The sequence below is a fragment of the Pseudomonas sp. AN3A02 genome (assembly GCF_011765255.1).
Taxonomy (GTDB): domain Bacteria; phylum Pseudomonadota; class Gammaproteobacteria; order Pseudomonadales; family Pseudomonadaceae; genus Aquipseudomonas.
In genome coordinates, this window is the sequence record NZ_JAARNI010000011.1 from 90268 (window position 1) to 114784 (window position 24517).

A 24517-nucleotide genomic window follows, 5' to 3' on the forward strand; every position below is an offset into this window, starting at 1 on the left:
TACATCTCAGGAAAAATTATGGCTACCCATATCTACCGCGCCGGAACGGTCTCTATTGCTGCGGGCGCAGTAATTGCGACCGGCGCCGGCACTTCATGGTTATCGAATGCCGTGCGCGGCGACGTTTTGGTGGTGCCGAGCGGTCAGTGCTTCGAGCTGGTCACTGTGGAGACCGATACCCGTGTGACGCTGGACGCGGCTCCTGCTGGTGCCATTGCGAACGCACCCTATGTGCTGCTCCGCTTCGTCACCAACCAAGGCATTCGGGATCTGCTGGAGAAGATCGAAGAATTTTTGAAAGATCGCCAAGTCAGCCTGGCCGAATTTTCGGATTGGACCACGGGCACCGCCACCGGCGGCCCGAACAAGGATGGCAAATACCCGCTCACTGATCGATACGGCAAAGTGACGATGGCTGAGTGCCCGGCGAAGCTTGCGGCGATGGCAGGAGCGGGGGGTGGCGGGGGTGGCGTAGGAACAGTCAAGCAGCTGAACGATGTGCTGCCCAGTCCCGAGGGCAAGTTGACGGTAACTGCGGGCGATATCGGCGCCGCCACGGCAGAGCAAGGCTCGAGGGCTGATAGTGCGGTGCAGAAGGCTCAGGCCAGGCTTTACCGGCCACTGCTTACTGACGTGCTGGTGCTGGGTGATAGTCGCGCATTCCAGTGCACCAAGGGCAACGTAGGCTTTACCGATTGGGCTGTTTCCGAAACAGGGGGGCTCGCCGCGTTTCCGCTGACCCTCAACAAAGGGATCGATGGCAACACCACGTCGCAAATGCTTGCCCGTCTGCAGGCGGATGTAATTGCGAACAGCAGCGCTTTCGACGTGATGGTGCATTTCGGCACCGGCAACGACCGATTGAACGGGATGACCCTGGAGCAAACAATCCGTAACTTGGAATACCTATATGCCGCGCTGCTCAAGCGTGGAAAGGTGGTTATTGCCATCGCCGAGACCCCAGTAATAGGGGCGAACGTGGGGCTGCCACCACAGCAGACAGCCAACCATTTCGCGGTTCACAACTGGTATCTAAACGTCGCGCCAAGCCTGGGCATCATCGTCGTGAATCCGTGGGATGAGATGGTCGACCCCGCATCAGGAGTGAGCTACTGGCCCAAAGAAGGTATGACCGGCGACGGCCTGCACCCGACCCCAATGGGGGCACTAATCATCGGCAGAAAGGTGGGTGAAGCGTTGAAACGACTATTCACCTTTCCGGCGATCCTTCCAACATCGAACGTTCTTTACGACGCTGCAGCGGTGCCCGGGGGCAGCCTGATCCCCAACGCGCTGTTGACTGGCACCAACGGCACGCTGGGCGCAGGAAGCAACGCTACGGGCCAATTGGCGACGTCCTGCACCCTGCAGGGTACAAACCTCAATGGTTTGGCGGTGACGGCGTCGAAAGAGGCTGCAGATATCGGGGAAAAGCAGGTTTTGCGTATTACCGGCATGCCAAGTGCAGCAACGCCGACGCTTATCCTGGAGCAGTCTGTGGACGTCTCCAAAGTTGCCGTTGGCCAGCGCTTACGCGCTATTGCCGGCTGGGAGTTCTCAAGCGTCAACACCAGCGTGCTGCAGGTTGCTCTGCAAGTCGTGGCAGTGAGTGCCAGCGGCACAACCATCGCTCAGATCGGCCAGAACCAGGAACTCAACCACGCCATGCCTATCGGCAACATCGCCGGAACATTGGTGACCCAGATCCTGGCGCTGGCCCAGGTGCCGACAAGCCTTAAGTTCAGGCTTTCCATCATTTTCAAAACAGGCACCGGCCAGGACGCAACAATCAAGCTGCGCCAGGTCGATCTGACCCGAATTTTCGTGTGAGGGCGAACCGATGAGTGAAACACAAGAGCAATTGCTAGCCCGGGTACTCAAGGGCCACCCCGATGCAATTTCGTTCTGCGAGACGCTGTTTTCTATTTCGCAGACCCTGGATGACATCGTGGACGGTGATAAGCCGCTGACCCCCAACGACGTCTATCAGGCGTTCTGGCTCGCGCTGATCGAGCTGCCCATCAATCCGTTCTACCGTCACTTTGAACATTTCGTTCGCCCGCTCATGGCTGGCGCGCTGCAGGATTGGCGCGACAGCGTCACGCTTGAGCGGGACGGCGACCATCATGGGCGCAGCCTGGCTTTTGTCCTCAGGGACCAGCTTACCGGCCTAGTGGTGCAGTGTGCGTATCTGGTCGGTGGCGCCGGCTGGATGGCAGAAGTATCTGCCGGCATTCGTCGACACTTTCACGATGAGACCTTTTCTGCCTACAACCAAGACCTGATCAAGCGAGGCGAATTATGAGCGGCGGCAGCAAGACCGATAACTCAATCCAGGATACGCCGGAGCAAAAGTATGCCGCGCAGGTGGCGGCCGAAAAGTGGAACTATGCCCAGGAGCGCCTGGCTCCGGTTGAAAATGCGTACATGAAGCGTGTTGACGACATGGATTCCGAAGGGAGCATGGCCTACGTCCGCGGCAAGACCAACGCTGGGACGCAAAAGGCGCTCAGCTCCGGAATGGAGCAACTGAACCAGGGTGTCACCCAGCAATATGGGCTGAACCCGAATAGTGGTCGCTTCACTTCTGCCCAGGGCGATCTGGCAACAAGTGTAGGGATGGCCGGCGGCGACACTATGGCGCGCGCGCAGTTTGAACAGAAAAGCCAAAAAATCGCCGGGCTCAGCAATGTCGCGGCGATTGGTCAGGGGCAATCATCCCAGGCACAGGCCGGCCTGAATACCGTGGCAAGCCAGGCAGCTCAGGATGCCCAAGGGGCGGCCTTCACCAACTTCAACCGCAAGTCAGCGAACCTACAACTCGCCGGCACGGCGCTAGGGGCAGTTGCTGGTGGCGTCTCCTACGGCCTCAATAATATGGCTCCAGCAAGGACAACCGCGGCCAATTCCACCGTTCTCAATCCATCAGGCACCAGCGGCAAGATTTATGACAATGTCGCAGGCGGTGCCAACTTTGCGGGCTACGCATAATGACCTACTACGTTGATCCGAGCGCCGCATTCGCCGGCAAACAAGGGGCCTCTAACGTTCTTGGGCAGCTCAGCCGAGCTCAGTGGGACGACTGGAAGGCGCGCTTTCAGCCATACGTCGACAAGCTGGCGAACATCGCAACCAGCGATTCTTTTGCCGGCGAACAAGCAGCGACCGCCACCGAGTCGGTGAACAAGTCGTTCGATAGCGCGAATCAAGGGCTCCAGCTACAGCAGCAGGGGATGGGCCTCGTCTTATCGCCAGCTCAACAGGCCGCGCAAGATCGGAAAATGCAGCTCGGTCGAGCTACGGGTTCGGTGGATGCGAGCAATAACGCACGAATCTCCGCGCGAGACCTGCAGGAGCAAGTCATGGCCGGCGGCATGGGCCTCAGTGGCCTGAAGCAGGGAGGGTAATGCTATGGCATACGGACTAGTTGGACTGAAGCAAGAAATGCAGGGTGAGGCCATGCAAGGTCTTTCCCAGTTGTCACAGCAGCAGCAACAGGCAAAGCTCGCCGAGGATCAGATGAATCAGCAGGCGAAGGCCAACACGCAATCCAGTCAGGTAGGCATGGCTACCACGGGAGCCATGGTGGGCTCCGCTTTTGGCCCGGTTGGTACTGCTATCGGAGCGGGAATTGGCTACATTGCAGGCTCTTTTATGTGATAGGTATAGTCAGATAGTCGCGATGTAATCGCTCTCTGTATAGGAAGGATGCCTGCTATGTATGTTGAATTTTTCACCGTGTTGGTAATTCTATGGTTCTTGGGGAGTTACATTTACAACTTTCATTTAGCATCTAAAGAGTGTGAGCGGCGAGCCCGGAAATATAACAAAGTAATGGAAGCGCTTGTCGAAGAGCTGGGTTATGCAAAATCCAGCCGGTTCTTTGACGAACACTCTATTTTCCCTTTTATGGAGGCGGGCGTAAAGAAAGGCAAGTGGGGTATTCGTCTTGGCTGGTAACTCGCATGGTTGAAGCGAGTCAGTGGTAAGCCACTGAATTATATCGAAAGCTACTAGAAGTCAAGTTATCAGCGGTGGACCATTAGGTTCAGCTGTTTCTTATTGTCGGGAGACAACAAATGGCAGGCGGATTAGATACCCGTGGCGGGATGGATGGATTCTCCCAAGGCTTCGGCCTGGTCACCAACTTACTCGCGCAAAAAGATCAAAAAGAGCTCCAGCGCGTGCAAATCGCGCAGCAGGCCGAGGATCGCCAGTACGGTCGAGATATTCAGCAGCAGGAGATGGGGCTACGCAAAGATGATCTTGCGTACCGTCGGGAGACAGACCAGCGTAACTACACTGATACGCAGGATCAGCGCAATTACCTGCGCCAGCGCGATTCGGACAACGCTTCGCGCCAAGATAGACAGGTCCAGGCAACTTACGGTCTGCAGGTCGCGGGCCAGCAGCAGGCAGCGGTGCGTATGCAGCACGAGGATCAGCGCTTTGATCTTCAGCAGCAACAGCTGACTCGCCAGATCGGACGGCAGGACAAAGCCGAAATGCAGAAGCAGGATGCGCTCACCGCGCAATCCGCCTACGCCAAGATTGCCGCGGGCGCGGATCTGGACGACAACGATCTTGAGGTTTTCAAGCGCAACCCTTGGATGGACCCCCGTCACGTCCTTTCCCCTACCATGCAGGGCGATGTAGCGACTGCTGGCAAGGTGTTCACCGGTGAAATCAACTCAAACTCGCCTGAGGCTTTGGACGCGGTAAATCGTATGTTTGCGCCGAACATTCAGCAAGGCGGAGGCGGCAAGAAGCGCATTGTGCAAGTGATGCCTGGGCGGACGGAGGGTACCGTTGCATTTGAGCTCGAGATAACTGGTGATGATGGGAAAAAATATACTGCCCCGATGACCAAGAGCCGCGGCACCGCCAATGATGCGGATGATGAAGTGCTCGAGATGCCCATCGAGAAATTGGTTGACCGTGTATCCGGGTACAAGCTGCTGAGTGGAGTCTTCAACACTCCCGAAAACAGGCAGGCCGCGTTGCGATACGGTCAGCAAATGGGGCTGGCCCCGAAAGATCAGATGAGCAAGCCCCTCGCGGCTCCGGTTCAAAAAGCCGAGGACAAGGATCTGGAGGCGATCGCCGCTGCATCCACCATGAACGATCAGCTATCGCGCATCGGCGAGCAGATCACGTCGGGGAAGCTCAACCTCGGCCCAGTCAATAACAAACTTGCAGCAGCACGTAATGCGATGGGCATGAGCACCGAGGAGTCGAGGAACTACGGCTCGCTGAACTCGACGCTTGAGCAATTGCGCAATGCCAGCCTGCGGCTCAACTCTGGAGTGCAAACGGATGGTGATGCCCAGCGCGCCTGGAATGAGCTCATCACCAATATCAACGACCCCGCGCTGGTGCAGCAGCGCCTGACTGAAATCCGGGCCCTGAACGAAAAGGCGATGGAGCTAAAAACCAACATGATCCAACAGCGCCGCCAAAACGCCCGGGCTGAACCCTTGGACATCGGTACCGTAATTCCTCAGGCGGGCCCGGCTCAGCAGCGAGGTTTGCAATTGCCGCAGGCAACTGCGCCGGCCCGGCAGCAGAGTGCCTCTGCGCCGAGCATCGCGACTGACGATGACTACAACCGCTTGCCGTCGGGCACGGTGTTCATCGATCCAAATGGAAAACAAAGGGTGAAACCATAATGGCCGCTTGGGAAGATGCTCCGCTCTATGACGCGGGCGCCGGCGCAACAGGCGCCGGCAATGTCGCAAAACCGGAAACCGCCTCTACCAGGCCAGCTTGGGAGGCTGCACCGCTCGCAGGCAAGGAAGAGCCCCGAGATCGCGGCTTTATCCAGGGTGTGAAGGAGATGTTCACGGGTTCCGAACGTCAGACGCGCGCCACTAAAGAGTTGCCGGAGTTGCAGAACTCCGGCCTGTTCAAAGGGCTCGATATCCCGGCTGGACAGCAGGCAGCACTTTTTGCAGCGCTGCCGACCACCACCGATCCGGGCGAAATTGCAAAAATGCTGCGCTCCAGCTCTCCCTACATCGGCATTTCTCAAGATGAAAAGGGCAACCTGATCGCGGCGAACAACAAGACCGGTGCTCAGGCGGTCATCAACAAGCCCGGGCTAACAGGGCTTGATGTTGCCCAGGCTGTAGGTATTGGCGCGGCATTCACCCCTGCCGGTCGTGTAGCAACATTGGCTGGTGGCGGTCTGGCCCGCCAGGCGGTGGTGTTGGGGGCGGGCTCTGCTGCTACACAGGCGGGGCTTGAGGGACTGCAAGAAAATGCCGGCGGCAATTTTGACGGCGGTGATATTGCAATTGCTGGCGCGCTCGGCGCGGCAACGCCATTTGTAGCGAGTGCTGCGGGCGGTGTTGTGGACGCCGGCAGGCGTGCAGTCAGGGCAATGCGAAATCCTGCTCAGGGCGAAAACGCTCAGCTTGTTCGAGCAGCTGAGCAGACCAACATCCCTTTGATGACTTCCGATGTATTTCCGCCTGAAACGTTCATGTCTCGAAGCGCGCAGGTAGCCGGTGAGCGAATTCCGTTCGCAGGTACGGCTGGTGCGCGGCAAGCACAGCGAGAAGCACGGATAGCCGCGGTTGAGGATCTCAATAATCAATACCCGCCACCCCAGGCTGATCAGATCATGGAAAGCCTTCAGGCAAGGGTGGGCCGCCGCCGTAAAGCTGCTGGTAACAGGATTGGCAAGTACGAGGCCCAGCTGGATCAGGTAGGAGTTGTGCCGTATGCCAGAACGACCCAAGCCGCGGATGACGCTCTTGCCGAGCTAAACCGGCCGGGGATTGTAGGGAGCCCGGAGGCGGCGAGCGAAATCCAGCAGTTCATGCAAACGCTGAACGCGGCACCGCAAACATACTCCTCACTCAGGGAGAACCGCACAGCGTTGCGAGACATCGTTAAGTCTTTCGACGGTGCCGCGCGAAGCCAGTTGCCGACAAGGGCTAAGGCGTTGCTGACGCGACTGCAATCGTCGTTATACGACGATATGAATGATGTTGCGCGGGCGAACCTACCGGCGCAAGACGTGCTCAAGCTTCGCCAGGCAAATGCGATTTATGGCGAGGAGGCCGGGAAGGTCAGCAAGTCCCGCATGAAGTCTGTGCTTGATCGCGGAGATGTCACCCCGGAACTGGCCGAGAGCTTGTTGTTCAGTCGCAAGCCAAGCGAGGTTAGGAACCTTTTCCAGAGCCTCGACACGGAAGGCCGGCAGGCAGCGCGGGCAACCATTATCCAGAGACTTCTCAGAAACTCGCAGGGCGCTGACGGACTGTCTCCCGATCGATTCATCAATAACATGAACAAGATGCCGGCTCAGGCCAACATCTTTTTCAGGGATGCTGACCGTCGGCAGCTTGAAGGGTTGCGGCAGGTTTTAGATGCGACTCGGCGTGCGGGTCAGGCTGGCGTCATGACCAATACCGGGCAGCAAAACTACAGCATCGGAGGTTTTGCCGCTGCGTCCGCTGCCGGTCTCAAGGCGATCCCTATCGCTGGTTCGATCGGTGGGTTTGCACGACTTTACGAGAGCGCGCCAGTGCGAAACGCACTGATTCGTCTCGCAGAGAACCCAAATACTGGGGCGTCCGCTGCATCCGCCCGGGCTCTGGCCGCAAGGTTTTCTCCTTACATCCAGGCCTTAGAAGCCGGCGGTGGTGACGAGGACAACTCCGAGGCGACTGAGCCTGTGCAAAGGCCTGCCGCCGACGGGCAGCCCGTGCTGCCAGCATTGCAATCTGCCAATCCGACGCCGGAGCCGTCAGGTGGAGCTGCAGTGCTGCCCAATCAGGGCTTACAGCCGCAAGAGCAAGCACAGCAGGCTGATGACGATACTGGCTTGCCTGGGTCTGGCACAGGTGGCCTGATCACCGCCGGCAACATCGACCTGAACACCAGGCCAACGGTGCGCAATGCGGATGGCTCTATTGGCACCGTGCGCTCTATGTCGATCGGAGTTGACGGTAAGGAGGTTCTAATTCCGACCGTCAGCGATGACGGCAGGATCATGTCTGATCGTGAGGCGATCAAGACGTATGAGCGAACCGGTAAGCACCTGGGGGTCTTCAAGGATGTACAAAGTGCCGACGACTACGCCCAGAAGCTTCATGAGGACCAGGCGGACCAGTATGGTGACAAGGAAGACACACAGCCTACTGACCTGCTGCCTTCTTCTAAAGCAGATCGCGCGAGTTTGCCGCCGGCGGAAGCCCTGGATATTGCGGCGCGTGACGCAGCAACCTCTCCCGACAATAATCTCCCGGAACCCAGCACCGCCCAGAAAGAGGCGGGTAACTACCGGAAAGGCCATATCAACCTGCAAGGGCTGAATATTGCGATCGAGAACCCCCGCGGTTCGGAGCGCAAAGGCGTCGACAAGGAAGGCAATGAGTGGTCGCATTCAATGTCCGACCATTATGGCTACATCAAACGCACCACCGGCGCTGATGGCGACCAGGTTGACGTGTACGTTGGCCCTGAGCCATTCAGCCAGCGGGTGTTCGTCGTGGACCAGAAAGACCAAGGCTCGGGTAAGTTTGATGAGCACAAGGTCATGCTGGGCTACACCAGCCAGGCTGCGGCGATCAAAGCCTACAAATCCAACTTCGATAAGGACTGGAGCGTGGGCGACGTCACCGAGATGAAAATGCCGGAGTTCAAGGCCTGGCTTAAGGCCGGCGACACAGCAAAGCCTCTGGCGGCTGGCGCTTCCAAGCCAACCGTGAAAAGCATCAATGCCAAAATGGCAGCGGTGCGCCTCGGAGGTATGAGTGCCGAGCGCAAACAGCAGGAGTTGACCAAGCTGACCCAGGAACGGGAACAGCTTGCCAGTTGATGCAGCGCGGCCTGCTTGTATAGGGGCCGCTCCCCACTTTATCCGGCCGCGAGGCCCCACCCAATAGGTACTCCAGATGCCTGGACAATCTCCAGACTCGACACTTTTCACTGATCCGGACCGTTTGAAACCCGGGGAGCGAGAGCCGATCCGCGCACTGAATCCGCTTCCGTTGAACGGACAGGCGCTGTGTTCATGCAATTGCGGCTGGTTTGGCCCCGCCGGGCAGCGAAAGGGCGGCGCGTGCCCAGCGTGCGGTTCAACTACGGCTAAAGCGCCCAGCAAGGCGGTTACCCATGTTTACGAAGCCCTGGCCAAGCTGCTGAGCGACACCAGTGAACGACTTAAGGGCGCCCAGGTTGACTGCATATCACTGCGCGCGATGGTGGATCAGTCGGTCCAGAATTGCCGAATGCTTCAGGACGTCCAGACGCCACTCACCGCAAAGGCGGCTGCATTTGACGCCTCAATGAAGCTGATCGGCCTGCCGGCGGATACGGCTCCTGATGTTTACCCCGGGTTTATTCAGTCTATTCTGCACGACCAGCTTCGCTACACCATGCACCGCGACGTGCTTCGCCTCGATCAGGCCGCGTGGGATGCCGTGCAGGACTTCCCGCAACATAAAATGTCAGCCTTGGACTACGACCAGGCGGTCGACCGGCAGATATCGCGCTGGCGCCAGATTCAGCACCAGGCTGAAATGCAGCGCCTGGCCAAGGAAAACGCCGAGGCTGATCAACTTGAAGAGGCGAGTGAGCAGCGAGTCGAATCTATGGATGACACTGAACGGGTGCGACTGGAAACTGGGCCAACCTGAAGTGGTTGAGTCGTCAGGACTTTAGTAGGGCATTTCTTCATGTCGTGTAAAAAGATAAGTCCTCAACTTCCATTGCAACCAGTTTGGTTGTGGCCCACCGCATGATGGAATTGAGCCCGCACTCTACCATTCGTGGCGTACAGCCACCATTGAGCGCTTGGTTGTTAATGGTGGAGGGGCCATGATGATCAAATATCCCGCTACCAATAGGCGCTCCAATGAGAGAAGCACAGCGGAGATTGGCACTGACAGCCTGGCGTGAGCTATTCGCGCTTGCTGAGAGCAAAATAGAGGCAGAGGAGCGGTACTTTTCATTGCTGAGGCGCGCCGACGCTATGGAGCGCGCTGACCTGATCGGCAGCGACGAGTGGCGTAAACTTGTTCAACAGGCCGGGAGTTCTTTCTCGCAGGGTGCGGAATGTATGCTCGACGCTGCAAAGGGGAAAGGTGTTCGCTGATAGCTTGAGTAAGCAAGGTGCTGACCCGGGTCGGTAATTTGGGGGCTAATTATGGCGACCGTGTATGCTCAAATTTTCTTGGGAGGGGGCTCATGAATACTTACCGCATTGAGAAAACGAGCACAGGTTGGGCGTTATTCCAAGCCCGAAGAACGCGAGCTACAATTGAGGCCAGGACAAAGGAGGAGTTGATCAAGCTGGCGGCTGAGTTCCTTGCTGGCGCCAAAGCCTCTGTACGCATTGATAACGCGAATGGGACCTTTCAGGAGCTCCGGTTTTAGTCGGGCAACATTGATGCAGACCAACTCAATCAAATTTCTGATACAAAAAGCCCGCATGCGCGGGCGAAAAAGCCAAACGAAGGCTGAACACGTTGGCACTGTAGATTTTAGACCAAGGATTATGGAAATCAAGGTAGGGAAGAGCGCCGCTGGCACTTACCCTGAGAACAGATTGCCGCGCTTAGTCAAAAGGATTGCTTCAGCAGAAGTCAGAAGAAACCCAAGCGGGTCCGCAATAACGCCGTAGCTGAACTCCCTGGTGATCATTTCCAGCTGAAGTAGATCCCGCAGGCCCATGAGATTGTGGGCAACGTCGCCTGTCAGCGAGAACGAAGATCTGCCGTCGACGTCCGAGAGCTGAAAGATCAGGCTCTGGAGAAGTACCGAATTTTCGTGAATGAGCATGGCTGATGTCTACCTGGGCTATAAAGCGTAGAGCGCAGGAGGGACGCATTCGTTCAGTTATATGCTCGTTCAAATCGGGGAGGGCAGATACAAGAAGCCCGGCGCTGGGCCGGGCTCTATGGTTGGTCGCTTCTACTCAGTGCAATCGAGCGACACCGGCGGCGTCTTCCATTTGTTGGATGTATGCAATTTTATCTCTGGCGCTGTTGAGGTTGTAGATAAAATCTGATCCCTCATTAAGAAGGTCAATAGCTTCTGACTTATCCTTCTCATCGGAGGAGTTGGCTGAGTAAACCGCATAACATCTGGTTTCGTTCCCAAGTTCAAGCTTGGCTTTAGCAAGAATAAAGGATTTTAACCCTGCCTCCTTAAACTTCATTGATGAATCTCTTGCTGCGAGATCAATAGTTTCCGTGATGTGGTACACGCCGTTCTTCATTGCGAAATCCGCATGAAGATTTGCACGCTCAGAAATAGGAAATTTCTCAACCACGCGATGGTTTAAAATGTCTTCGACACTAGTACTGAAAAGATTATGTTGCTGAAACAGCTTGCGAAGATTTGTGATGATCCGCGTGCCGGATGCTCGCGTAGCTCTTGGCCTCGGTGGGATTACCAAGTCCTCCATCAGCTTCGCTATCTTGAGATTGGCTTGCTCAGTTGATTCACATTTGAAATAGCCTAGAGACGTAAGCTGGTATGAGCTAGGCAGCATACTACGAAGAAAATCGAATTCACGCTGAAAGCTATCAGAGCCAGAGTCGATAGAGCTAAAGATTTTCCTGATGCGCGCTTCGGCTATTTTTAGTTCATTGGCGGTGGTGATACCATCTACAGCGCGAATCTTTCTAATCGACTCACACATGTGAATAGAAATCTCTTCTTGTAGAAATACCAGAAGACCGATATTGACGGTCTCGTTGCGTTTTCTGTCGGGAGTGAACTGAATCAAGCTGTACCTAACAATGTTCATTTTAGCACTCCTCTAATTTGTTCGCAGCGATCCAGTCTTTCTTGGCTCTCCCACCACTCAACAGCCAAATCAATTTCATTCCCTAGCTTCCATTGCTCAGGTATAGCCTCTGCACACGGTACTATCCAGCCCGCAGGCAGCCCAGCAATAGAATCTATCATCCTGAGAGCTGTCGGTGCGTCAAAACCGTACTCTCTTTCCAAAAAACGATGGGCCATCATCGTATTTGAGTCGGCTGACGGGAAGCCGCGCAACTGAGGCCCGTGAGCGAGCCAAGCCAGACTGAAATCGAATGCAAGCAAAACTACCCTGTCGAGACTTGTACGGAACAGATAGTTTTTTCCGTGGCGGTCAACGTTGTTCAAAAACAGATCGAGCGCATAGATGGAAGAGAGGCGCTCTTTCAGATTAGAAATCTTGCCGCTCATCTCGCCAGCCTGGAGCGCCAAAATACAATCGTCCTCGTCGAGCTTGCCACCCTCAATGCGAGACCCAAACCAAGGCTCCCCACTCTCAGAAAAAATTATTTCAAATGGCGGGGTAGCTACTCTGCAAGCTTGAGCGACACTGGTGCATAGCCATTCTGCGGCGGGCACGTACCTGTGGTCAGGGTGACTAATCTTATAGGCGTAATCCATACCGTCGTCACACCGACAAAACCCGCCCGCGTGCGCAGTGTCCGTTTTCTGAGGGTAAACTTCCTCAACATTTATTCTGACAAGGCTTTGCTGGATCAAAAACACTACTCCAATGTGTATTTACCACTGATCATCCGTGGCCATTTTCTACAGCTACCCGACCGCTCCAGCCTTACCCCGCACAATCGTTCCCGCCTTCACCTCTTCCGCATACCCCGCCAGCCGATCCTCGTCAGCACGAAGTACGGTGCACATCTTCAGCACGGCCTGGGCGTCCGCCTCATTGCCGGCAAGGCTCAGCCGTTCCGCAATCCTCATCAGCTCGACGGCGGACCACTTGAGGTCTGAGGCGATACCTTGAAGATCGCGACGCAGATCATTTTGGTTTTGCATTCGCGACCTTGCTCCGGATTATTTGCCCAGCCTTCACCTCATCCGCATACCCGATCATCCTGTCCTCGACAGCCTGGTAGCTCGCTGCGATCCTCAGCAGTTCTCTGGAATCGTCTTCCTGTCCAGCCGCCGATATCCGCACGGCGGCCTGCATCAGGTCGACCCCTGACCACTTGAGCAGGGCCGCAGCCTCTTTCAGGTCGCGGCGCAGCTGCTGGTTGGGCTTGGTTAGGGACATACCTACTCCTCCATCATCTTTCTGAGATCGGCTATGATGCGCTTCAGTTGCCGCGCCTGGTCAAAGGCCGTGTCCGCCAACTCACCAAGCCCACCCTCTCTGAATTTTTTGCCCTGGTCCAAAAGCGTCTGGACCACCTTCTCAAGCTCCTTGATATGCAGCTCTGTTTGATAATCAGCGGAGTGACCCATTGCTAGCCTCCTGTACAGATCCGGTTTTCAGTGATTAACCCAGTATCGGCAGATCTCGGCGTAGTTGCTGGCTAGGCTTGGTGAGGGGCATAGTTTCGTACTATCAGATCGCTATCTGGTGAGTATGATCAGAAACAAGGGCCGAACTCAAGAATGCGGCATGCTCAAAGAACTATCGCCATCACCGGCGATGGGGATAACGGATTGATCGCGCTGCGGGCGTGCCAGGGAGTAGGCGTCTGCCGAACCCGTCTTGAACAACTGGATTGGAATTCCGATTTACCTATTTTCGAACTTCCATTGAGGTCGCTGGGTAGGCTCAGGTCACTATGACAGTAGAGGCAGCGTCCCTATAGGCCGCACTGATTTCGGTGCGTGGAGGTTGAAGTTATCGGTACTGTTGCTATAGGATCTTCTCAGGAGATGGCATTCCTCCTTGAAACCGCCTCGTGCTGATGATGCCTACGTAAACCCTGGACAGGGTGCGTAGGTGTGCCTCCCTGTCCCCTAATGTAGGACAGGATCTTGACTCCAAATCTCATATCAGCTCTCTATCGCAATCTGCGATTATCAGCACCTCCTCGGCGCTACCAGCCCAGAGGAGAATTGCAGCCATGCTGAAATCACTATTAGTTATCGCCATCGGTGCATCACTTGGTGCTTGGTTGCGCTGGCTCCTGGGCATGAAGCTCAACGCACTCTTCCCGACAATTCCCCCAGGCACTGTGGTGGCGAACATGGTCGGGGGGTACATCATCGGCCTAGCCATCGCGTTCTTGGCCGCATCTCCCTCCTTAAGCCCCGAATGGCGCCTGCTAATCATCACGGGTTTTTGTGGGGGACTTACCACCTTTTCCACCTTTTCAGCCGAAACAGTTGCCCTAATCCAAGAAGGGAGATTGCTGTGGGCGCTCGGCTCAATTTCATTGCACGTCGTAGGTTCGTTAGTGATGACCGCTGCCGGACTACTGTCCTACCAAATGATTGGTACTCGCTGAGGAGATTAAAATGAAAGGTTATATGGTCGTTTTCTTCACCCAACAAAACCGTCGTTATCAAGGAAAGATGCTTGGCGAATGGATCGTCGACGTAGCTAAGGAAATGGGGCTGCGCGGTGCCACGCTATGTACTGGAATCGAAGGTTTTGGACACACTGGGAAACTACACTCATCGCACTTTTTTGAGCTGGCTGATCAACCCACGGAGATTCGCTTGGCAGTCACGGAGGATGAGGCAGAGCGGTTATTCAAGCGACTGGACTGTGAGGAAATATCGGTGTTTTTCACCAAGACGCCAATCGAGATGGGCACACTTGGAAAAACGCCTTCCAGCGCAGCCCCCTCCAAAGCTTCGGAGCTATGAACATGAGCTATACGGACATTCCAGCTGGTAACGCGATCCCCGATGACTTTTTCACCGTTATCGAGATTCCTGCAAACCACTCTCCGATCAAATACGAAGTGGACAAGCCAAGTGGGCAGCTCTTCGTCGACCGCTTCCTCAGCACACCAATGTTCTATCCGGCCAACTACGGGTTTATTCCGAACACTCTAAGCGATGATGGCGATCCACTGGACGTACTGGTGGTCTGCCCCTATCCGGTCTCTCCTGGTGTTGTCATTCGCAGTCGTCCGGTTGGCGTGATGTACATGACAGACGAAGCAGGCGCCGATGCCAAAGTAATCGCTGTTCCTCATGACAAACTCAGCTCGATGTACAGCGATATCAAGAAGTGCGAAGAACTTCCCGCACTTCTGCTTGCGCAGATCCAGCATTTCTTTGAGAACTACAAGGCGTTGGAACCGGGTAAGTGGGTGAAGATGGGGCGCTGGGGTAGCGCAGATGAGGCTAGGGAAGAAATCCGCAGGTCAGTAGCAGCCTACGTTCCAAAAAGCCTGGTGTCTCACTAGAAAATCTGCACTGTTAGATGTGACCCCACTTATGCGGGAGTAGCTCAGTAATCTCACTCGCCCGCTGTGTCGGCAGGCGGGTGAGGACGTCCTTAAGGTACGCATATGGATCATGCCCATTAAGCCGAAGCCGATGGCCATGCTACCGAACGCACGAATGCGCTTGTGCAAAACTGCTGAACCAGCTTGTTTAGACATACCCATAGGTATTCCTCCCTAGCTGTTTTCCCAGTCTCATATGGTGGCCTGCGGGGAAATTCAGACTGTTGCTGTCTTTGCGTGTTCGCTGGACACAATGGGACAGCAGCCTGAATCGCCCCTAGTTTCGTAGACACCTCCAAGCCTTAAAATGAGGCCCATTAGGAGGTGCCATGAGCAACCAGCGATATCCCGAAGAATTCAAAATCCAGGCGGTCAAGCAAGTGACCGAAAAGCAGCTTCCTGTCTCGGAGGTGGCTGCACGATTGGGTGTGTCCGTGCACAGCCTCTATGCCTGGGTTAAGCGCTACACCAAGCCCCAGGAACAGCGCGTTGAGGAGGATGATCAGAGCGCTGAGGTTCGTCGTCTACGTGCCGAGCTGAAACGGGTGACGGAGGAGCGAGACATCTTAAAAAAGGCCGCCGCGTACTTTGCCAAGGAGTGCGGCTGAAGTACGCCTTTATTAAGCAGCAAGCGGGTCATTACGCGATTCGACGGCTTTGCCTGACGCTCAAGGTTCATCCCAGCGGCTACTACGCGTGGCTATCAGAACCAAAATCTGCGCGAGCCAAGGACGATCAGCGACTGCTTGGACTGATCAAACACTCCTGGTTGGAAAGCGGTGGTGTTTATGGCTATCGCAAGATCCATGATGACCTGCGAGAGGTTGGTGAGAGCTGTGGCCGTCACCGGGTGGCTAGGTTGATGCGCCTTGAAGGTTTACGTTCTCAGACTGGGTATCGACGGAGGCCGGGAAAATATGGCGGTAAACCAGCCGTTGCCTCACCGAACTTACTGAAGCGCCAATTCGATGTCAGAGAACCCAACAAAGTCTGGGTCACAGACATTACCTACATCCGAACATATGAAGGCTGGCTGTATTTGGCCGTGGTGCTCGATCTGTTTTCACGCCAGATCATTGGTTGGTCAATGAAGTCGCAGATGACCAGCGACGTAGCCATTGATGCACTGCTGATGGCGGTTTGGAGACGTAAGCCGAAGCAAGAGGTGATGATCCACTCGGATCAAGGCAGTCAGTACAGCAGCTCAGACTGGCGAAGCTTCTTGAAAGCTAACAACCTGGTGGCCAGCATGAGTCGTCGAGGTAACTGCCACGACAACGCTGTGGCGGAGAGCTTTTTCCAGCTGCTAAAGCGGGAACGGATCAAGCGTAAAATCTACACTACACGCCAGGATGCTCGGGATGATGTGTTCGATTACATCGAGATGTTTTACAACCCAAAACGACGCCACAGTTTCAACAATCAGCTGTCACCGGTAGAGTTTGAAAAGCGTTACGCAGCGAGCCTGGAGAGTGTCTAGAAAACCCGGGGCGATTCAGCCCAACCAGTTTGAAGGCACCACTGATAATTGCCAGTGATGTCAAAGTGCTGCGATTCTCTCAGGGCTTTTGATAAAGCGCAACAGGATGTCTAAAAACGGTCAAGCTGAGATACGAAAGGTGTCTAAAACTACCTCGGCCTTTCCCGGTTTCATTGGGCTAAACAGACGCTATCTCGTCGAATAGTTTTAGACAGAGGGTCGCTGTAAGCCACGCAGTCAGCGGCGTGAGACATTCTCCAGCCCATGCTGCTGCATTACCAAAGCCGAGTGTTCAAGAGCCACCATTTATGAATTGTTTGAAAAATTCGGTGTATTTCGCGATAGCCCCCAACGCGATAGCGATCACCGTAAAGGCGGTGAATAGAGGATGGCCTTTTAGGATTTCCAGCATTGCAATTGGACGGACACCAAACTTATCTGCCCAGGTAGCGTTAGTTTTAAGGCGCTTTTCATGAGTACGCTCGAAGAAATTCGCAAACATATCCAGCTTTCTGAGCGTTGACCTGTGCATTTTAAGATAGTCACCACTGACGAATGCGTCAGCTTCCTGTGCACCTGTCAGCGCGTCTACGTCCGACACGCGGTTCAGTTCTGTCAGGCTCATTATCCTGCCTTTGCGGCCTTTGCTATCTTCGTGCGGAGCATAGGACTTACCGTATAGGCTAACTAGTACCCTAGCCAGATCCACTTTTTTGTCATCCTGAAGCTCAAAAGGCTGCCCACCCATGACGCGGTGTCTATGCTCAAGGGCGAAAAAGCCGAAATGCTCGTCTCGCATATTCCAGTGAATGAACCGGCAATCTCTATGCTGCTCTAGAAAAGCAAAATAACCATCGAGCATCGATTTTTCATGACTGTCCAGCTCATCTGCCATCGTCGCAAGTGAGCCCTTGAGCTCCGCTGATTTGTGAAGCGACCAAGATTTTGTCTGTGCAGACTTTAAATTTCTCACGGCGATGGACGTCACCCTCTTCGAGGCGCCGGTGGATCCTTCGTAAAACGATTCGCATGAGTAATGCACGACATACACGCGGCTTGCGTCTTGATAGAGATCGTCCACCAAGGCCCGACTTTTTGCGCGATCCCTTACCCGGTCAATCTCCGAACTCATATCCTGCCCCAGTCGCTTCACGTGACGCTGTCATTAAGCTGGCATAACCGAGCCAAAACAGCCCATCCAGACACAAAAAAGGCACTTGCGTTAACCGCTAAGTGCCTGATTTGTATAGCTTATTTGGTGGAGCCGGGGGGATTTGAACCCCCGTCCGCCAGTACTCCGCTGTCGGTACTACATGCTTAGCCGTATCTATTAAGTTAACCCTCAGCGACCCGAAGGGCAGGGTGCTTTGGGCGAGTTGTGTAAGTTTTAGCCGATTCGTCCACAACGTACTGCACGGCGATTCTGTTCTATATGACAATCACTTTGGGTTTACAGACATCCCCTGGTGATTGCTGGACCCGAAGGTACCAGAAGCTCAGGATCTAAAGCTGCTTACGCAGCGAGAGAGAATTCCTGGCCGTAGGTTTCGTCATTGGCAACTATAAGTAGTTGCAACAGTGGATTTACGAGTTCTGTTACCAACTCGGCATGCACCTAAAGTTTCGCGACCGGCGTCGAATCCTAAACGGCCCCGTGCTTGTAACTCGTTGTTTCTTAGTGAGTGACAAGCCTGTGCAGTGTACGCCAATCGCTCACAGAAGGCCAACCCGAAGGTTGGCCTGAGCAGTCAGCGGGTTACTGATTGCCGCCTTTGTCCGAGTCCTGCAGGCTTTGCAGCGCCTTGGAGGTGATCTCGATGCATTTTTTGTCATCGCCTGCCGCATGGGCCGCCTTGGCTTGGGAAACGGCGGTGTCGATTTCGCCAGATTTGCCGCTGGTGTCGGTGGCGAGCAACGCTTTCCCGTTGTTGATTTTGTCCAGGTTGATTTGGCACAGATCGTCTTTTGTTCCGGCGGCAAACGCGGGGGACGCCAGCATCGCAGCGGTAATGAACAAACCAGCAAGAGCGGAACGCTTCATGGGTATCTCCTTGTGCAAATAGGGCTCGATGCTGCCGGTTTTCCGTGCAGCCAGCGAGGTCACTGATGAGCCTCGTTTGTCGAGGCCTATGCAGATGACTACGCCGGCGCGCAGGGGTTCTGTTTTGTCGCTGGATTAGTCGAAAAACCCCGAAATCATTAGGTTCGGCACCAAAAAGGGGCGGCTCTAATGGGCCCGCGCCTGGGTCACTCGGTCCACCAGGTACACCAGGCCGTGGTAATCAATTCCACCGTGTTGCGTCAGGCCAATCTCACACGTACGGCTGGTGGAAATGCCCTCGCTGCAATACTGCACGGCGTCCTTCAGGCTGCGCAGTGAGTGCGCATTCAGCTCCGGCGTGGTGAAGCCTTTGTCGCCAGCAAACCCACAGCAATGAATGCCTTCGGGGATCACCACGTTTTTGCTGCACTGCCTGGCCAAGTCGATCAGCGCCTGGCTTTCTCCCAAATGCTGGGTGCTGCAGGTGACATGCACCGCGATCGGGGCTTCCTGGGGGGTGAAGTCGAGGCGGTCCATCAGGTGGGTGCGGATAAAACGCACGGGGTCGTAGAGGTCGAGACGGGTTTCGGCCAGGTCCTGGACCAGGCGCAGGGTGCACGGGCTGGTGTCGCAGTAGATCGGGTCGAGGCCGCCACGGCTGGCGTGGAGCAGGGCGCCGATCAGTTCCTGGCGTTTGTGTTCGGCTTGTTCGGCGTAGCCTTTGGACGCGAAAGGCTGGCCGCAGCAGAGGTTGTCCTGATTGTCGGGAAAGACTACCTGGTAACCGGCTTTTTCCAGCAGGCCGCGGGTTTTGTCGTACAGCGACATCTGTTCCTTGTCACCGGCTGCCGGCCCCATCGCACGTGATACGCAGGCAGCGAGGTACACCACCCGTGGACGCTCATCGTTCACGGCGGGGCTGAAGCGAATGGCCTTTTCCGGTTGCGGCATGGCGTTGGTCCACTGGGGGATTTGCCCCTTGGACAGGCGGGTCACCGTGGCCGAGAGCTTCGCCAGTCGCGGCGCGCCCAGCAGCATGCGCGCGCCGTCGGCTACGTGCAGGGTGAAGCGCGCACCTTGCAGTGCCGTGGCGAAATGCGTCGACAGCCATTCGGCTGTTTTGGTGCGGTCGGCGTCGCGGCTGCGCAGCTTTTTCACCAGGTCGCCGGTATTGATGCCTACCGGGCAGCGTTGGGCGCAAAGCCCGGTGGCCGCGCAGGTGTCGATGCCTTGGTATTGATAGGCCGCTTCCAGTTCGGTGGTGTCGATGCCGGCACGTTTTCGGGCCTGGATATCGCGCCAGATCACAATGCGCTGGCGCGGGCTCAGGGTCAGTCCCTTTGATGGGCAAACCGGCTCGCAGAAGCCGCACTCGATGCACTTATCCACAAGCTCGTCGGCGGCGGGCAGTGGCTTGAGGTGCTTGAGGTGGATTTGCGGGTCTTCGCTGAGCACCACATCCGGGTTGAGAATGCCGTTGGGGTCGAGCAGGCGCTTGAGTTGCCACATCAACTGGTAGGCATCGCTGCCCCATTCCAGTTCGACGAAGGGCGCCATGTTGCGACCGGTACCGTGCTCGGCCTTCAGCGAGCCGCCAAACTCCACTGCCACCAACTGGGCGACGTCGTCCATAAACGCCTGGTAGCGTGCGACTTCCTCCGCGCTGTTGAAGCCTTGAGTGAACACAAAGTGCAGATTGCCTTCCAGGGCGTGTCCGAAAAGGATCGCTTCGTCGTAGTGATGTTTGTCGAACAACTCGATCAGGCGATTAACGCCAATAGCCAGTTGTTCCACCGGGAAGGTCACGTCTTCGATGATCACGGTGGTGCCGGTTTTACGCACGGCGCCGACGGCGGGGAAGGTGTCTTTGCGGATTGCCCACAGGCGGGCGTTTTCCACCGGGTCTTCGGTGAAGTCGACTTGTTTCTCCACCGGGAAGCTGGCCAGGGAGGCCATGATCAGCGCCAATTGCTCATGCAGTAATGAGGGCGAGGCTGCGCGGGATTCGATCAGCAGGGCGCAGGCATTTTCCGACAGCTGTTGTACGAAAGCCGGCATGCCGGGTTTGTCCTGCACCGAGCGCATGCTGCGTCGGTCCAGTAGCTCAACGGCTGAAACAGGTTGGGTTTTGAGGGCGGTCACCGCGTTGCAGCAGGTTTCCACATCGGGGAATACGATCAGGGCCGAGGCTTTGTTCGGGTGATCGATCACCGTGTCGTAGGTCACTGCGCTGATAAAGCCCAGGGTACCTTCGGAACCCACCAGCAGATGGCTGAGGATATCCAGTGGCTCGTCGAAGTCCACGAGGGCGTTGAGTGACAACCCGGTGGTATTTTTCAGGCGGTATTTGTGGCGGATTTTTGCAGCCAATTCGGCATTGGCCCGCGTTTCGCGGCCCAGTGTCGCCAGGCGCTCAAGCAGTTTGCCGTGATGTTGGCGAAAGGCCGCAACACTGGCCGGATCTTCCGTGTCCAGGCGGCTGCCGTCGGCCAGCACCAAGCGAATGCCTGCCAGGGTGTGATAAGTATTCTGCGCGGTGCCGCAGCACATGCCGCTGGCATTGTTGGCGACGATGCCGCCAATCTTGCAGGCATTGATCGACGCCGGATCCGGACCGATCTTGCGCCCGAATGGCGCTAGCCAAGCGTTGGCCTGCGCCCCGATCACACCGGGCTGCAAGCGGATTTGTGTGCCCTTGCCGCGAATTTCGCGCCCGTTCCAGTTGTCCCCCAGTACGATCAGTACCGAGTCGCTGATGGCCTGACCCGAAAGGCTGGTGCCCGCTGCACGAAAGGTCACCGGCACACGGTCGCGCTGGGCCAGTTGCAGCAGGGCCACCACTTCATCTTCCGATTCAACACGGATCACCAGTTGTGGGATCAGTCGGTAAAAACTGGCGTCGGTGCCGAAGGCGAGGGTGGAAAGTGGATCGTCGAAGCGACGATCTTGCGGGATCAGTTGTGCGGCGTCGCTCAGAAAAGCAGCAGGCAGGCTCATCGGTCCTCCAGAAATAGCTGACGCCGGAATCGCTGTCCGGCGTCGGTTCTTACCCTATTACGTGCAGGTCTTAGTGCACCAGCATACCGGTGAACCAGTAGGCCTGGGCCAAGGTGATCAGCCCGACAATCGTCGCGAAGAACAGGCTGTGCTTGAGGGTAAAGCGGAACAGGTCGGATTCCTTGCCTACCAGGCCAGTCGCGGCGCATGCCACGGCGATCGACTGCGGCGAGATCATCTTGCCGGTCACGCCGCCGCTTGTGTTCGCCGCCACCAGCAAGGTGTCGCTGACGCCGATCTGGTGCGCGGTGGTGGCTTGCAGCGAGCTGAACAGCGCGTTGGACGAGGTGTCGGAGCCTGTCAGAAACACGCCGAGCCAGCCAAGGAATGGCGAGAAGAATGGGAAGGCTGCGCCGGTACCTGCCAGCACCAGGGCCATGGTCGATGACATGCCCGAGTAGTTGGTGACGAAGGCAAAGGCCAGCACCATGCCGATGGAGAGAATCGGCCAGCGCAGCTCATAGAAGGTTTCTTTTAAGGTGGTCAGACCAGTTTTGAAGTCGATCTTCAGCACCAGCATCGACACCAAAGCGGAGAAGAAAATCGCCGTGCCGGTCGCGGAAATAGGATCAAGCTTGAACACCGCAGGGATGGCCGTTGGCATGGTAACGATCGGCGCAACCTTGATCACCAGTTGATCCAGGTGCGGGATCGCAAAGTTGAACACCGAGCTGTACATCGCACCGCCGACGGCGAACATCGCCTTGAACGGCTTGAGGGTCCAGATGGTGACCAGTACGGTCAGGATCAGGAACGGCGACCAGGCTTTGAAAATTTCCCCCAGGCTGTAAGGCGAAGCCACAGTATTGCGGGGCAGGCCAAAACCACCGGCGCTGGCGGTGATGGCGGTGCCGGACGTTGCGCCAGCGATTTGCGCGCCGGCACTGCGCTTGGGCTGCCAGACTTTCAGGAACAGGGTCAGGGAAATCAGGCTGGCCAGGGCCGAGGTGATGTCCGGCAGTTCAGGCCCGATGTAGTTCGAGGTGAAGAACTGGGTAACGGCGAAGCTCAGGCCCGCAACCAGCGCGGCAGGCCAGGTTTCCTTGACGCCGCGCAGGCCGTCCATCATGAACACCAGCCAGAACGGCACGAACAACGACAACAGCGGCAATTGGCGGCCGGCCATGGCGCCGATCTTGAACGCGTCGATGCCCGTCACCTGGCCCGCCACGATGATCGGAATCCCCAGTGCGCCGAAGGCAACGGGTGCAGTGTTGGCAATCAGGCACAGGCCGGCGGCGTACAGCGGGTTGAAGCCCAGGCCTACCAGCAATGCGGCGGTAATCGCCACCGGTGCACCAAAGCCGGCCGCACCTTCCAGGAAGGCGCCGAAGCAGAAGCCGATCAGCAGCACTTGCAGGCGCTGGTCGTCGGTAATCGACAGCACGGAGCTGCGGATGATTTCGAACTGGCCGCTTTTGACCGTCAGTTTGTAGAGGAATACAGCGGCGACGATGATCCAGGCGATGGGCCACAGGCCGTAGGCAAAGCCGTAACCGGCGGCGGCGAGCGCCATATCGACCGGCATCTGGAAGGCAAAGATCGCCACCAGGATCGACAGTGCCAAGGTGATGCTGCCCGCAACGTGGCCTTTGAGGCGGAACACCGCCAGGGCCAGGAAGAAAAATACGATGGGAATGACGGCGGCCAGTGCGGACAGGCCGAGGCTGCCGAGCGGGCTGTAGAGCTGTTGCCAGGTTTGCATATGGGGTGGCCCCTAATTGTTGTTGGTCAGGCACTGCTTTAGCGATTTGGATAATTGGTATTACCAATTTACAATCGCTGTTGGCTAGGTTAAAAGCCTTCAGGGGGATGTGTCAATTTGCCGCTTGTGAATCTTTGGTCGTAGGTCGGCCTAAACGGGTACTGATCGGATGAAACGAGAGCGTTCTGATAGGTGCCGGATGCGCGGCGATAGGCCAGAATAGGGGCCCCGGCGAGTGGTCGGGATGGTGGAGAGTGAGTTATGGGGTTTGATCAGGTGCGTCAGCGCCGTTTGTCTGACGATATCGTCGAGCAGCTTGAGGGCATGATCCTTGAGGGCACGCTGAAGTCGGGCGAGCGCTTGCCGGCCGAGCGCGCACTGGCCGAGCAGTTCGGGGTGTCGCGACCGTCGTTGCGCGAGGCGATCCAGAAGCTGGCGGCCAAAGGTTTGCTGATCAGTCGTCAGGGTGGTGGCAATTATGTGGTGGAGTCGCTGGGTTCAACCTTTAGTGATCCGCTGCTGCATCTGCTGGAAAATAATCCCGAGGCTCAGCGCGACCTTTTGGAGTTCCGTCAGACCCTGGAAGCTTCGTGCGCGTACTACGCAGCGTTGCGCGCCACTGAGGTGGACCGAGAGCGGCTGACGGCGGCTTTCGAAGAACTGCAGGATTGCTATACGCGGTCAGACGAAGTGAGCCGGGCGGAAGAGGGCGCGGCGGATGCGAGGTTTCACCTGGCCATCGCCGAGGCCAGTCATAACGCGGTATTGCTGCATACCATTCGCGGCCTGTTCGATCTGCTCAAGCGTAACGTGGTGACCAACATTGGTGGCATGTATCAGCAGCGTACCGAAACACGGGACATGCTGATCAATCAGCACCGTGATCTGTACCTGGCGATTATCGAAGGGCGTGCCGAGCAGGCGCGGGAGGTTTCAACACGTCACCTGCTGTATGTGCAGGAAGTGCTGGAAGAAGTGCGGCAGGAGGTTCAGCGCATGGCGCGGGCGGAACGGCGCAAGGGGATATAGCGATTGAGGTAGCTGAGGGAGCGGGC

At 56.5% G+C, this 24517-nt stretch carries 25 protein-coding genes, 1 other RNA gene, 1 pseudogene and 1 riboswitch; of the genes and pseudogenes, 15 read left to right on the plus strand and 12 right to left on the minus strand.

What is annotated here, in order from left to right:
- The first annotated feature begins 18 nt into the window (after positions 1 to 18).
- From HBJ59_RS27100 to HBJ59_RS32110, 10 genes are all read left to right on the plus strand, one after another.
- Positions 19 to 1830, plus strand: a complete 1812-nt coding sequence (locus HBJ59_RS27100) for an SGNH/GDSL hydrolase family protein (RefSeq protein ID WP_167665343.1) — start codon at positions 19 to 21, stop codon at positions 1828 to 1830.
- A gap of 10 nt (positions 1831 to 1840) precedes the next feature.
- On the plus strand, positions 1841 to 2305 hold the full coding sequence (locus HBJ59_RS27105; RefSeq protein ID WP_167665344.1) for a hypothetical protein: 465 nt from the start codon (positions 1841 to 1843) through the stop codon (positions 2303 to 2305).
- On the plus strand, positions 2302 to 2991 hold the full coding sequence (locus HBJ59_RS27110) for a hypothetical protein (protein WP_167665345.1): 690 nt from the start codon (positions 2302 to 2304) through the stop codon (positions 2989 to 2991). Before HBJ59_RS27105 ends, HBJ59_RS27110 begins: the two co-directional genes overlap by 4 nt.
- A complete protein-coding gene (locus HBJ59_RS27115; RefSeq protein WP_167665346.1) occupies positions 2991 to 3407 on the plus strand; it encodes a hypothetical protein in 417 nt (138 codons plus the stop codon). Before HBJ59_RS27110 ends, HBJ59_RS27115 begins: the two co-directional genes overlap by 1 nt.
- A gap of 4 nt (positions 3408 to 3411) precedes the next feature.
- A complete protein-coding gene (locus HBJ59_RS27120) occupies positions 3412 to 3660 on the plus strand; it encodes a bacteriocin (protein ID WP_167665347.1) in 249 nt (82 codons plus the stop codon).
- A gap of 57 nt (positions 3661 to 3717) precedes the next feature.
- Entirely contained in the window at positions 3718 to 3960 is a 243-nt protein-coding gene (locus HBJ59_RS27125; RefSeq protein ID WP_167665348.1) for a hypothetical protein, read from the plus strand.
- Between the two features lie 119 nt (positions 3961 to 4079).
- The gene (locus tag HBJ59_RS27130; protein WP_167665349.1) at positions 4080 to 5669 is read left to right on the plus strand and encodes a hypothetical protein; all 1590 of its coding nucleotides are present in this window, start codon (positions 4080 to 4082) and stop codon (positions 5667 to 5669) included.
- Positions 5669 to 8830, plus strand: a complete 3162-nt coding sequence (locus tag HBJ59_RS31740) for a hypothetical protein (protein ID WP_256670907.1) — start codon at positions 5669 to 5671, stop codon at positions 8828 to 8830. Before HBJ59_RS27130 ends, HBJ59_RS31740 begins: the two co-directional genes overlap by 1 nt.
- Before the next feature lie 76 nt (positions 8831 to 8906).
- Positions 8907 to 9650: a hypothetical protein gene (locus HBJ59_RS27140; protein WP_167665350.1), complete on the plus strand. Its 744-nt coding sequence runs from the start codon at positions 8907 to 8909 to the stop codon at positions 9648 to 9650.
- 550 nt (positions 9651 to 10200) lie between these two features.
- Positions 10201 to 10389 carry a DUF2188 domain-containing protein gene (locus HBJ59_RS32110; protein ID WP_167665351.1) on the plus strand — a complete coding sequence of 63 codons (189 nt, stop codon included), beginning with the start codon at positions 10201 to 10203 and terminating at the stop codon, positions 10387 to 10389.
- 156 nt (positions 10390 to 10545) lie between these two features.
- On the opposite strand, the gene HBJ59_RS27150 is transcribed toward HBJ59_RS32110, so the two are convergent.
- From HBJ59_RS27150 to HBJ59_RS27175, 6 genes are all read right to left on the minus strand, one after another.
- Positions 10546 to 10794: a hypothetical protein gene (locus HBJ59_RS27150; RefSeq protein ID WP_167665352.1), complete on the minus strand. Its 249-nt coding sequence runs from the start codon at positions 10792 to 10794 to the stop codon at positions 10546 to 10548.
- 136 nt (positions 10795 to 10930) lie between these two features.
- Positions 10931 to 11767, minus strand: coding sequence for a DUF3037 domain-containing protein (locus HBJ59_RS27155; RefSeq protein WP_167665353.1), 837 nt, complete (start codon positions 11765 to 11767; stop codon positions 10931 to 10933).
- Entirely contained in the window at positions 11764 to 12405 is a 642-nt protein-coding gene (locus HBJ59_RS27160; protein ID WP_167665354.1) for a hypothetical protein, read from the minus strand. The genes HBJ59_RS27155 and HBJ59_RS27160 overlap by 4 nt, the downstream gene beginning before the upstream one ends.
- A 153-nt stretch (positions 12406 to 12558) precedes the next feature.
- Positions 12559 to 12798: a hypothetical protein gene (locus HBJ59_RS27165; protein WP_167665355.1), complete on the minus strand. Its 240-nt coding sequence runs from the start codon at positions 12796 to 12798 to the stop codon at positions 12559 to 12561.
- Positions 12782 to 13036 carry a hypothetical protein gene (locus tag HBJ59_RS27170; protein ID WP_167665356.1) on the minus strand — a complete coding sequence of 85 codons (255 nt, stop codon included), beginning with the start codon at positions 13034 to 13036 and terminating at the stop codon, positions 12782 to 12784. Before HBJ59_RS27170 ends, HBJ59_RS27165 begins: the two co-directional genes overlap by 17 nt.
- A 2-nt stretch (positions 13037 to 13038) precedes the next feature.
- On the minus strand, positions 13039 to 13227 hold the full coding sequence (locus HBJ59_RS27175; RefSeq protein WP_167665357.1) for a hypothetical protein: 189 nt from the start codon (positions 13225 to 13227) through the stop codon (positions 13039 to 13041).
- A gap of 410 nt (positions 13228 to 13637) precedes the next feature.
- Positions 13638 to 13699, plus strand: a riboswitch (Fluoride riboswitch).
- A gap of 142 nt (positions 13700 to 13841) precedes the next feature.
- On the opposite strand from HBJ59_RS27175, the gene crcB reads away from it, so the two are divergent.
- The 3 genes from crcB to ppa are packed head-to-tail and all read left to right on the plus strand — an operon-like array spanning position 13842 to position 15137.
- Positions 13842 to 14225 (plus strand): fluoride efflux transporter CrcB, encoded by a 384-nt coding sequence (crcB, locus tag HBJ59_RS27180; RefSeq protein ID WP_167665358.1) that lies wholly within the window; start codon positions 13842 to 13844, stop codon positions 14223 to 14225.
- Positions 14226 to 14235: 10 nt separating this feature from the next.
- On the plus strand, positions 14236 to 14589 hold the full coding sequence (locus HBJ59_RS27185; protein WP_167665359.1) for a DUF190 domain-containing protein: 354 nt from the start codon (positions 14236 to 14238) through the stop codon (positions 14587 to 14589).
- 2 nt (positions 14590 to 14591) lie between these two features.
- Positions 14592 to 15137, plus strand: coding sequence for an inorganic diphosphatase (gene ppa / locus HBJ59_RS27190; RefSeq protein WP_167665360.1), 546 nt, complete (start codon positions 14592 to 14594; stop codon positions 15135 to 15137).
- 13 nt (positions 15138 to 15150) lie between these two features.
- On the opposite strand, the pseudogene HBJ59_RS27195 reads toward ppa, so the two are convergent.
- A pseudogene (locus HBJ59_RS27195) lies at positions 15151 to 15264 on the minus strand (transposase domain-containing protein); the annotation flags it as partial.
- 244 nt (positions 15265 to 15508) lie between these two features.
- Between HBJ59_RS27195 and HBJ59_RS27200 the strand changes: the two are divergent.
- Positions 15509 to 16659 (plus strand): IS3 family transposase gene (locus HBJ59_RS27200; RefSeq protein WP_104502081.1). Its coding sequence is split into 2 segments (ribosomal slippage): positions 15509 to 15743 and positions 15743 to 16659, totalling 1152 coding nucleotides; the frame shifts between segments, so codons are not numbered across the junction.
- 292 nt (positions 16660 to 16951) lie between these two features.
- Here HBJ59_RS27200 and HBJ59_RS27205 read toward each other — a convergent pair.
- From HBJ59_RS27205 to HBJ59_RS27225, 5 genes are all read right to left on the minus strand, one after another.
- Positions 16952 to 17791: a hypothetical protein gene (locus HBJ59_RS27205; protein WP_178124295.1), complete on the minus strand. Its 840-nt coding sequence runs from the start codon at positions 17789 to 17791 to the stop codon at positions 16952 to 16954.
- 124 nt (positions 17792 to 17915) lie between these two features.
- Positions 17916 to 18313: a transfer-messenger RNA gene (gene ssrA, locus HBJ59_RS27210) on the minus strand.
- A 102-nt stretch (positions 18314 to 18415) separates the two neighbouring features.
- Positions 18416 to 18700 (minus strand): hypothetical protein, encoded by a 285-nt coding sequence (locus HBJ59_RS27215; protein ID WP_008436825.1) that lies wholly within the window; start codon positions 18698 to 18700, stop codon positions 18416 to 18418.
- 186 nt (positions 18701 to 18886) lie between these two features.
- Positions 18887 to 21697 carry an FAD-binding and (Fe-S)-binding domain-containing protein gene (locus HBJ59_RS27220; RefSeq protein ID WP_167665361.1) on the minus strand — a complete coding sequence of 937 codons (2811 nt, stop codon included), beginning with the start codon at positions 21695 to 21697 and terminating at the stop codon, positions 18887 to 18889.
- Positions 21698 to 21767: 70 nt separating this feature from the next.
- The gene (locus tag HBJ59_RS27225) at positions 21768 to 23462 is read right to left on the minus strand and encodes a lactate permease LctP family transporter (protein ID WP_167665362.1); all 1695 of its coding nucleotides are present in this window, start codon (positions 23460 to 23462) and stop codon (positions 21768 to 21770) included.
- Positions 23463 to 23723: 261 nt separating this feature from the next.
- Between HBJ59_RS27225 and HBJ59_RS27230 the strand changes: the two genes are divergently transcribed.
- The gene (locus HBJ59_RS27230; protein ID WP_063033222.1) at positions 23724 to 24491 is read left to right on the plus strand and encodes an FCD domain-containing protein; all 768 of its coding nucleotides are present in this window, start codon (positions 23724 to 23726) and stop codon (positions 24489 to 24491) included.
- Positions 24492 to 24517: the final 26 nt, after the last annotated feature.

What these genes read in the sequence shown, in the direction of transcription:
- HBJ59_RS27100 (WP_167665343.1), top strand. Translation starts at nt 19, where the DNA reads ATGGCTACCCATATCTACCGCGCCGGAACGGTCTCTATTGCTGCGGGC.
- HBJ59_RS27105 (WP_167665344.1), top strand. Translation starts at nt 1,841, where the DNA reads ATGAGTGAAACACAAGAGCAATTGCTAGCCCGGGTACTCAAGGGCCAC.
- HBJ59_RS27110 (WP_167665345.1), top strand. Translation starts at nt 2,302, where the DNA reads ATGAGCGGCGGCAGCAAGACCGATAACTCAATCCAGGATACGCCGGAG.
- HBJ59_RS27115 (WP_167665346.1), top strand. Translation starts at nt 2,991, where the DNA reads ATGACCTACTACGTTGATCCGAGCGCCGCATTCGCCGGCAAACAAGGG.
- HBJ59_RS27120 (WP_167665347.1), top strand. Translation starts at nt 3,412, where the DNA reads ATGGCATACGGACTAGTTGGACTGAAGCAAGAAATGCAGGGTGAGGCC.
- HBJ59_RS27125 (WP_167665348.1), top strand. Translation starts at nt 3,718, where the DNA reads ATGTATGTTGAATTTTTCACCGTGTTGGTAATTCTATGGTTCTTGGGG.
- HBJ59_RS27130 (WP_167665349.1), top strand. Translation starts at nt 4,080, where the DNA reads ATGGCAGGCGGATTAGATACCCGTGGCGGGATGGATGGATTCTCCCAA.
- HBJ59_RS31740 (WP_256670907.1), top strand. Translation starts at nt 5,669, where the DNA reads ATGGCCGCTTGGGAAGATGCTCCGCTCTATGACGCGGGCGCCGGCGCA.
- HBJ59_RS27140 (WP_167665350.1), top strand. Translation starts at nt 8,907, where the DNA reads ATGCCTGGACAATCTCCAGACTCGACACTTTTCACTGATCCGGACCGT.
- HBJ59_RS32110 (WP_167665351.1), top strand. Translation starts at nt 10,201, where the DNA reads ATGAATACTTACCGCATTGAGAAAACGAGCACAGGTTGGGCGTTATTC.
- HBJ59_RS27150 (WP_167665352.1), bottom strand. Translation starts at nt 10,794, where the DNA reads ATGCTCATTCACGAAAATTCGGTACTTCTCCAGAGCCTGATCTTTCAG.
- HBJ59_RS27155 (WP_167665353.1), bottom strand. Translation starts at nt 11,767, where the DNA reads ATGAACATTGTTAGGTACAGCTTGATTCAGTTCACTCCCGACAGAAAA.
- HBJ59_RS27160 (WP_167665354.1), bottom strand. Translation starts at nt 12,405, where the DNA reads ATGGATTACGCCTATAAGATTAGTCACCCTGACCACAGGTACGTGCCC.
- HBJ59_RS27165 (WP_167665355.1), bottom strand. Translation starts at nt 12,798, where the DNA reads ATGCAAAACCAAAATGATCTGCGTCGCGATCTTCAAGGTATCGCCTCA.
- HBJ59_RS27170 (WP_167665356.1), bottom strand. Translation starts at nt 13,036, where the DNA reads ATGTCCCTAACCAAGCCCAACCAGCAGCTGCGCCGCGACCTGAAAGAG.
- HBJ59_RS27175 (WP_167665357.1), bottom strand. Translation starts at nt 13,227, where the DNA reads ATGGGTCACTCCGCTGATTATCAAACAGAGCTGCATATCAAGGAGCTT.
- crcB (WP_167665358.1), top strand. Translation starts at nt 13,842, where the DNA reads ATGCTGAAATCACTATTAGTTATCGCCATCGGTGCATCACTTGGTGCT.
- HBJ59_RS27185 (WP_167665359.1), top strand. Translation starts at nt 14,236, where the DNA reads ATGAAAGGTTATATGGTCGTTTTCTTCACCCAACAAAACCGTCGTTAT.
- ppa (WP_167665360.1), top strand. Translation starts at nt 14,592, where the DNA reads ATGAGCTATACGGACATTCCAGCTGGTAACGCGATCCCCGATGACTTT.
- HBJ59_RS27205 (WP_178124295.1), bottom strand. Translation starts at nt 17,791, where the DNA reads ATGAGTTCGGAGATTGACCGGGTAAGGGATCGCGCAAAAAGTCGGGCC.
- HBJ59_RS27215 (WP_008436825.1), bottom strand. Translation starts at nt 18,700, where the DNA reads ATGAAGCGTTCCGCTCTTGCTGGTTTGTTCATTACCGCTGCGATGCTG.
- HBJ59_RS27220 (WP_167665361.1), bottom strand. Translation starts at nt 21,697, where the DNA reads ATGAGCCTGCCTGCTGCTTTTCTGAGCGACGCCGCACAACTGATCCCG.
- HBJ59_RS27225 (WP_167665362.1), bottom strand. Translation starts at nt 23,462, where the DNA reads ATGCAAACCTGGCAACAGCTCTACAGCCCGCTCGGCAGCCTCGGCCTG.
- HBJ59_RS27230 (WP_063033222.1), top strand. Translation starts at nt 23,724, where the DNA reads ATGGGGTTTGATCAGGTGCGTCAGCGCCGTTTGTCTGACGATATCGTC.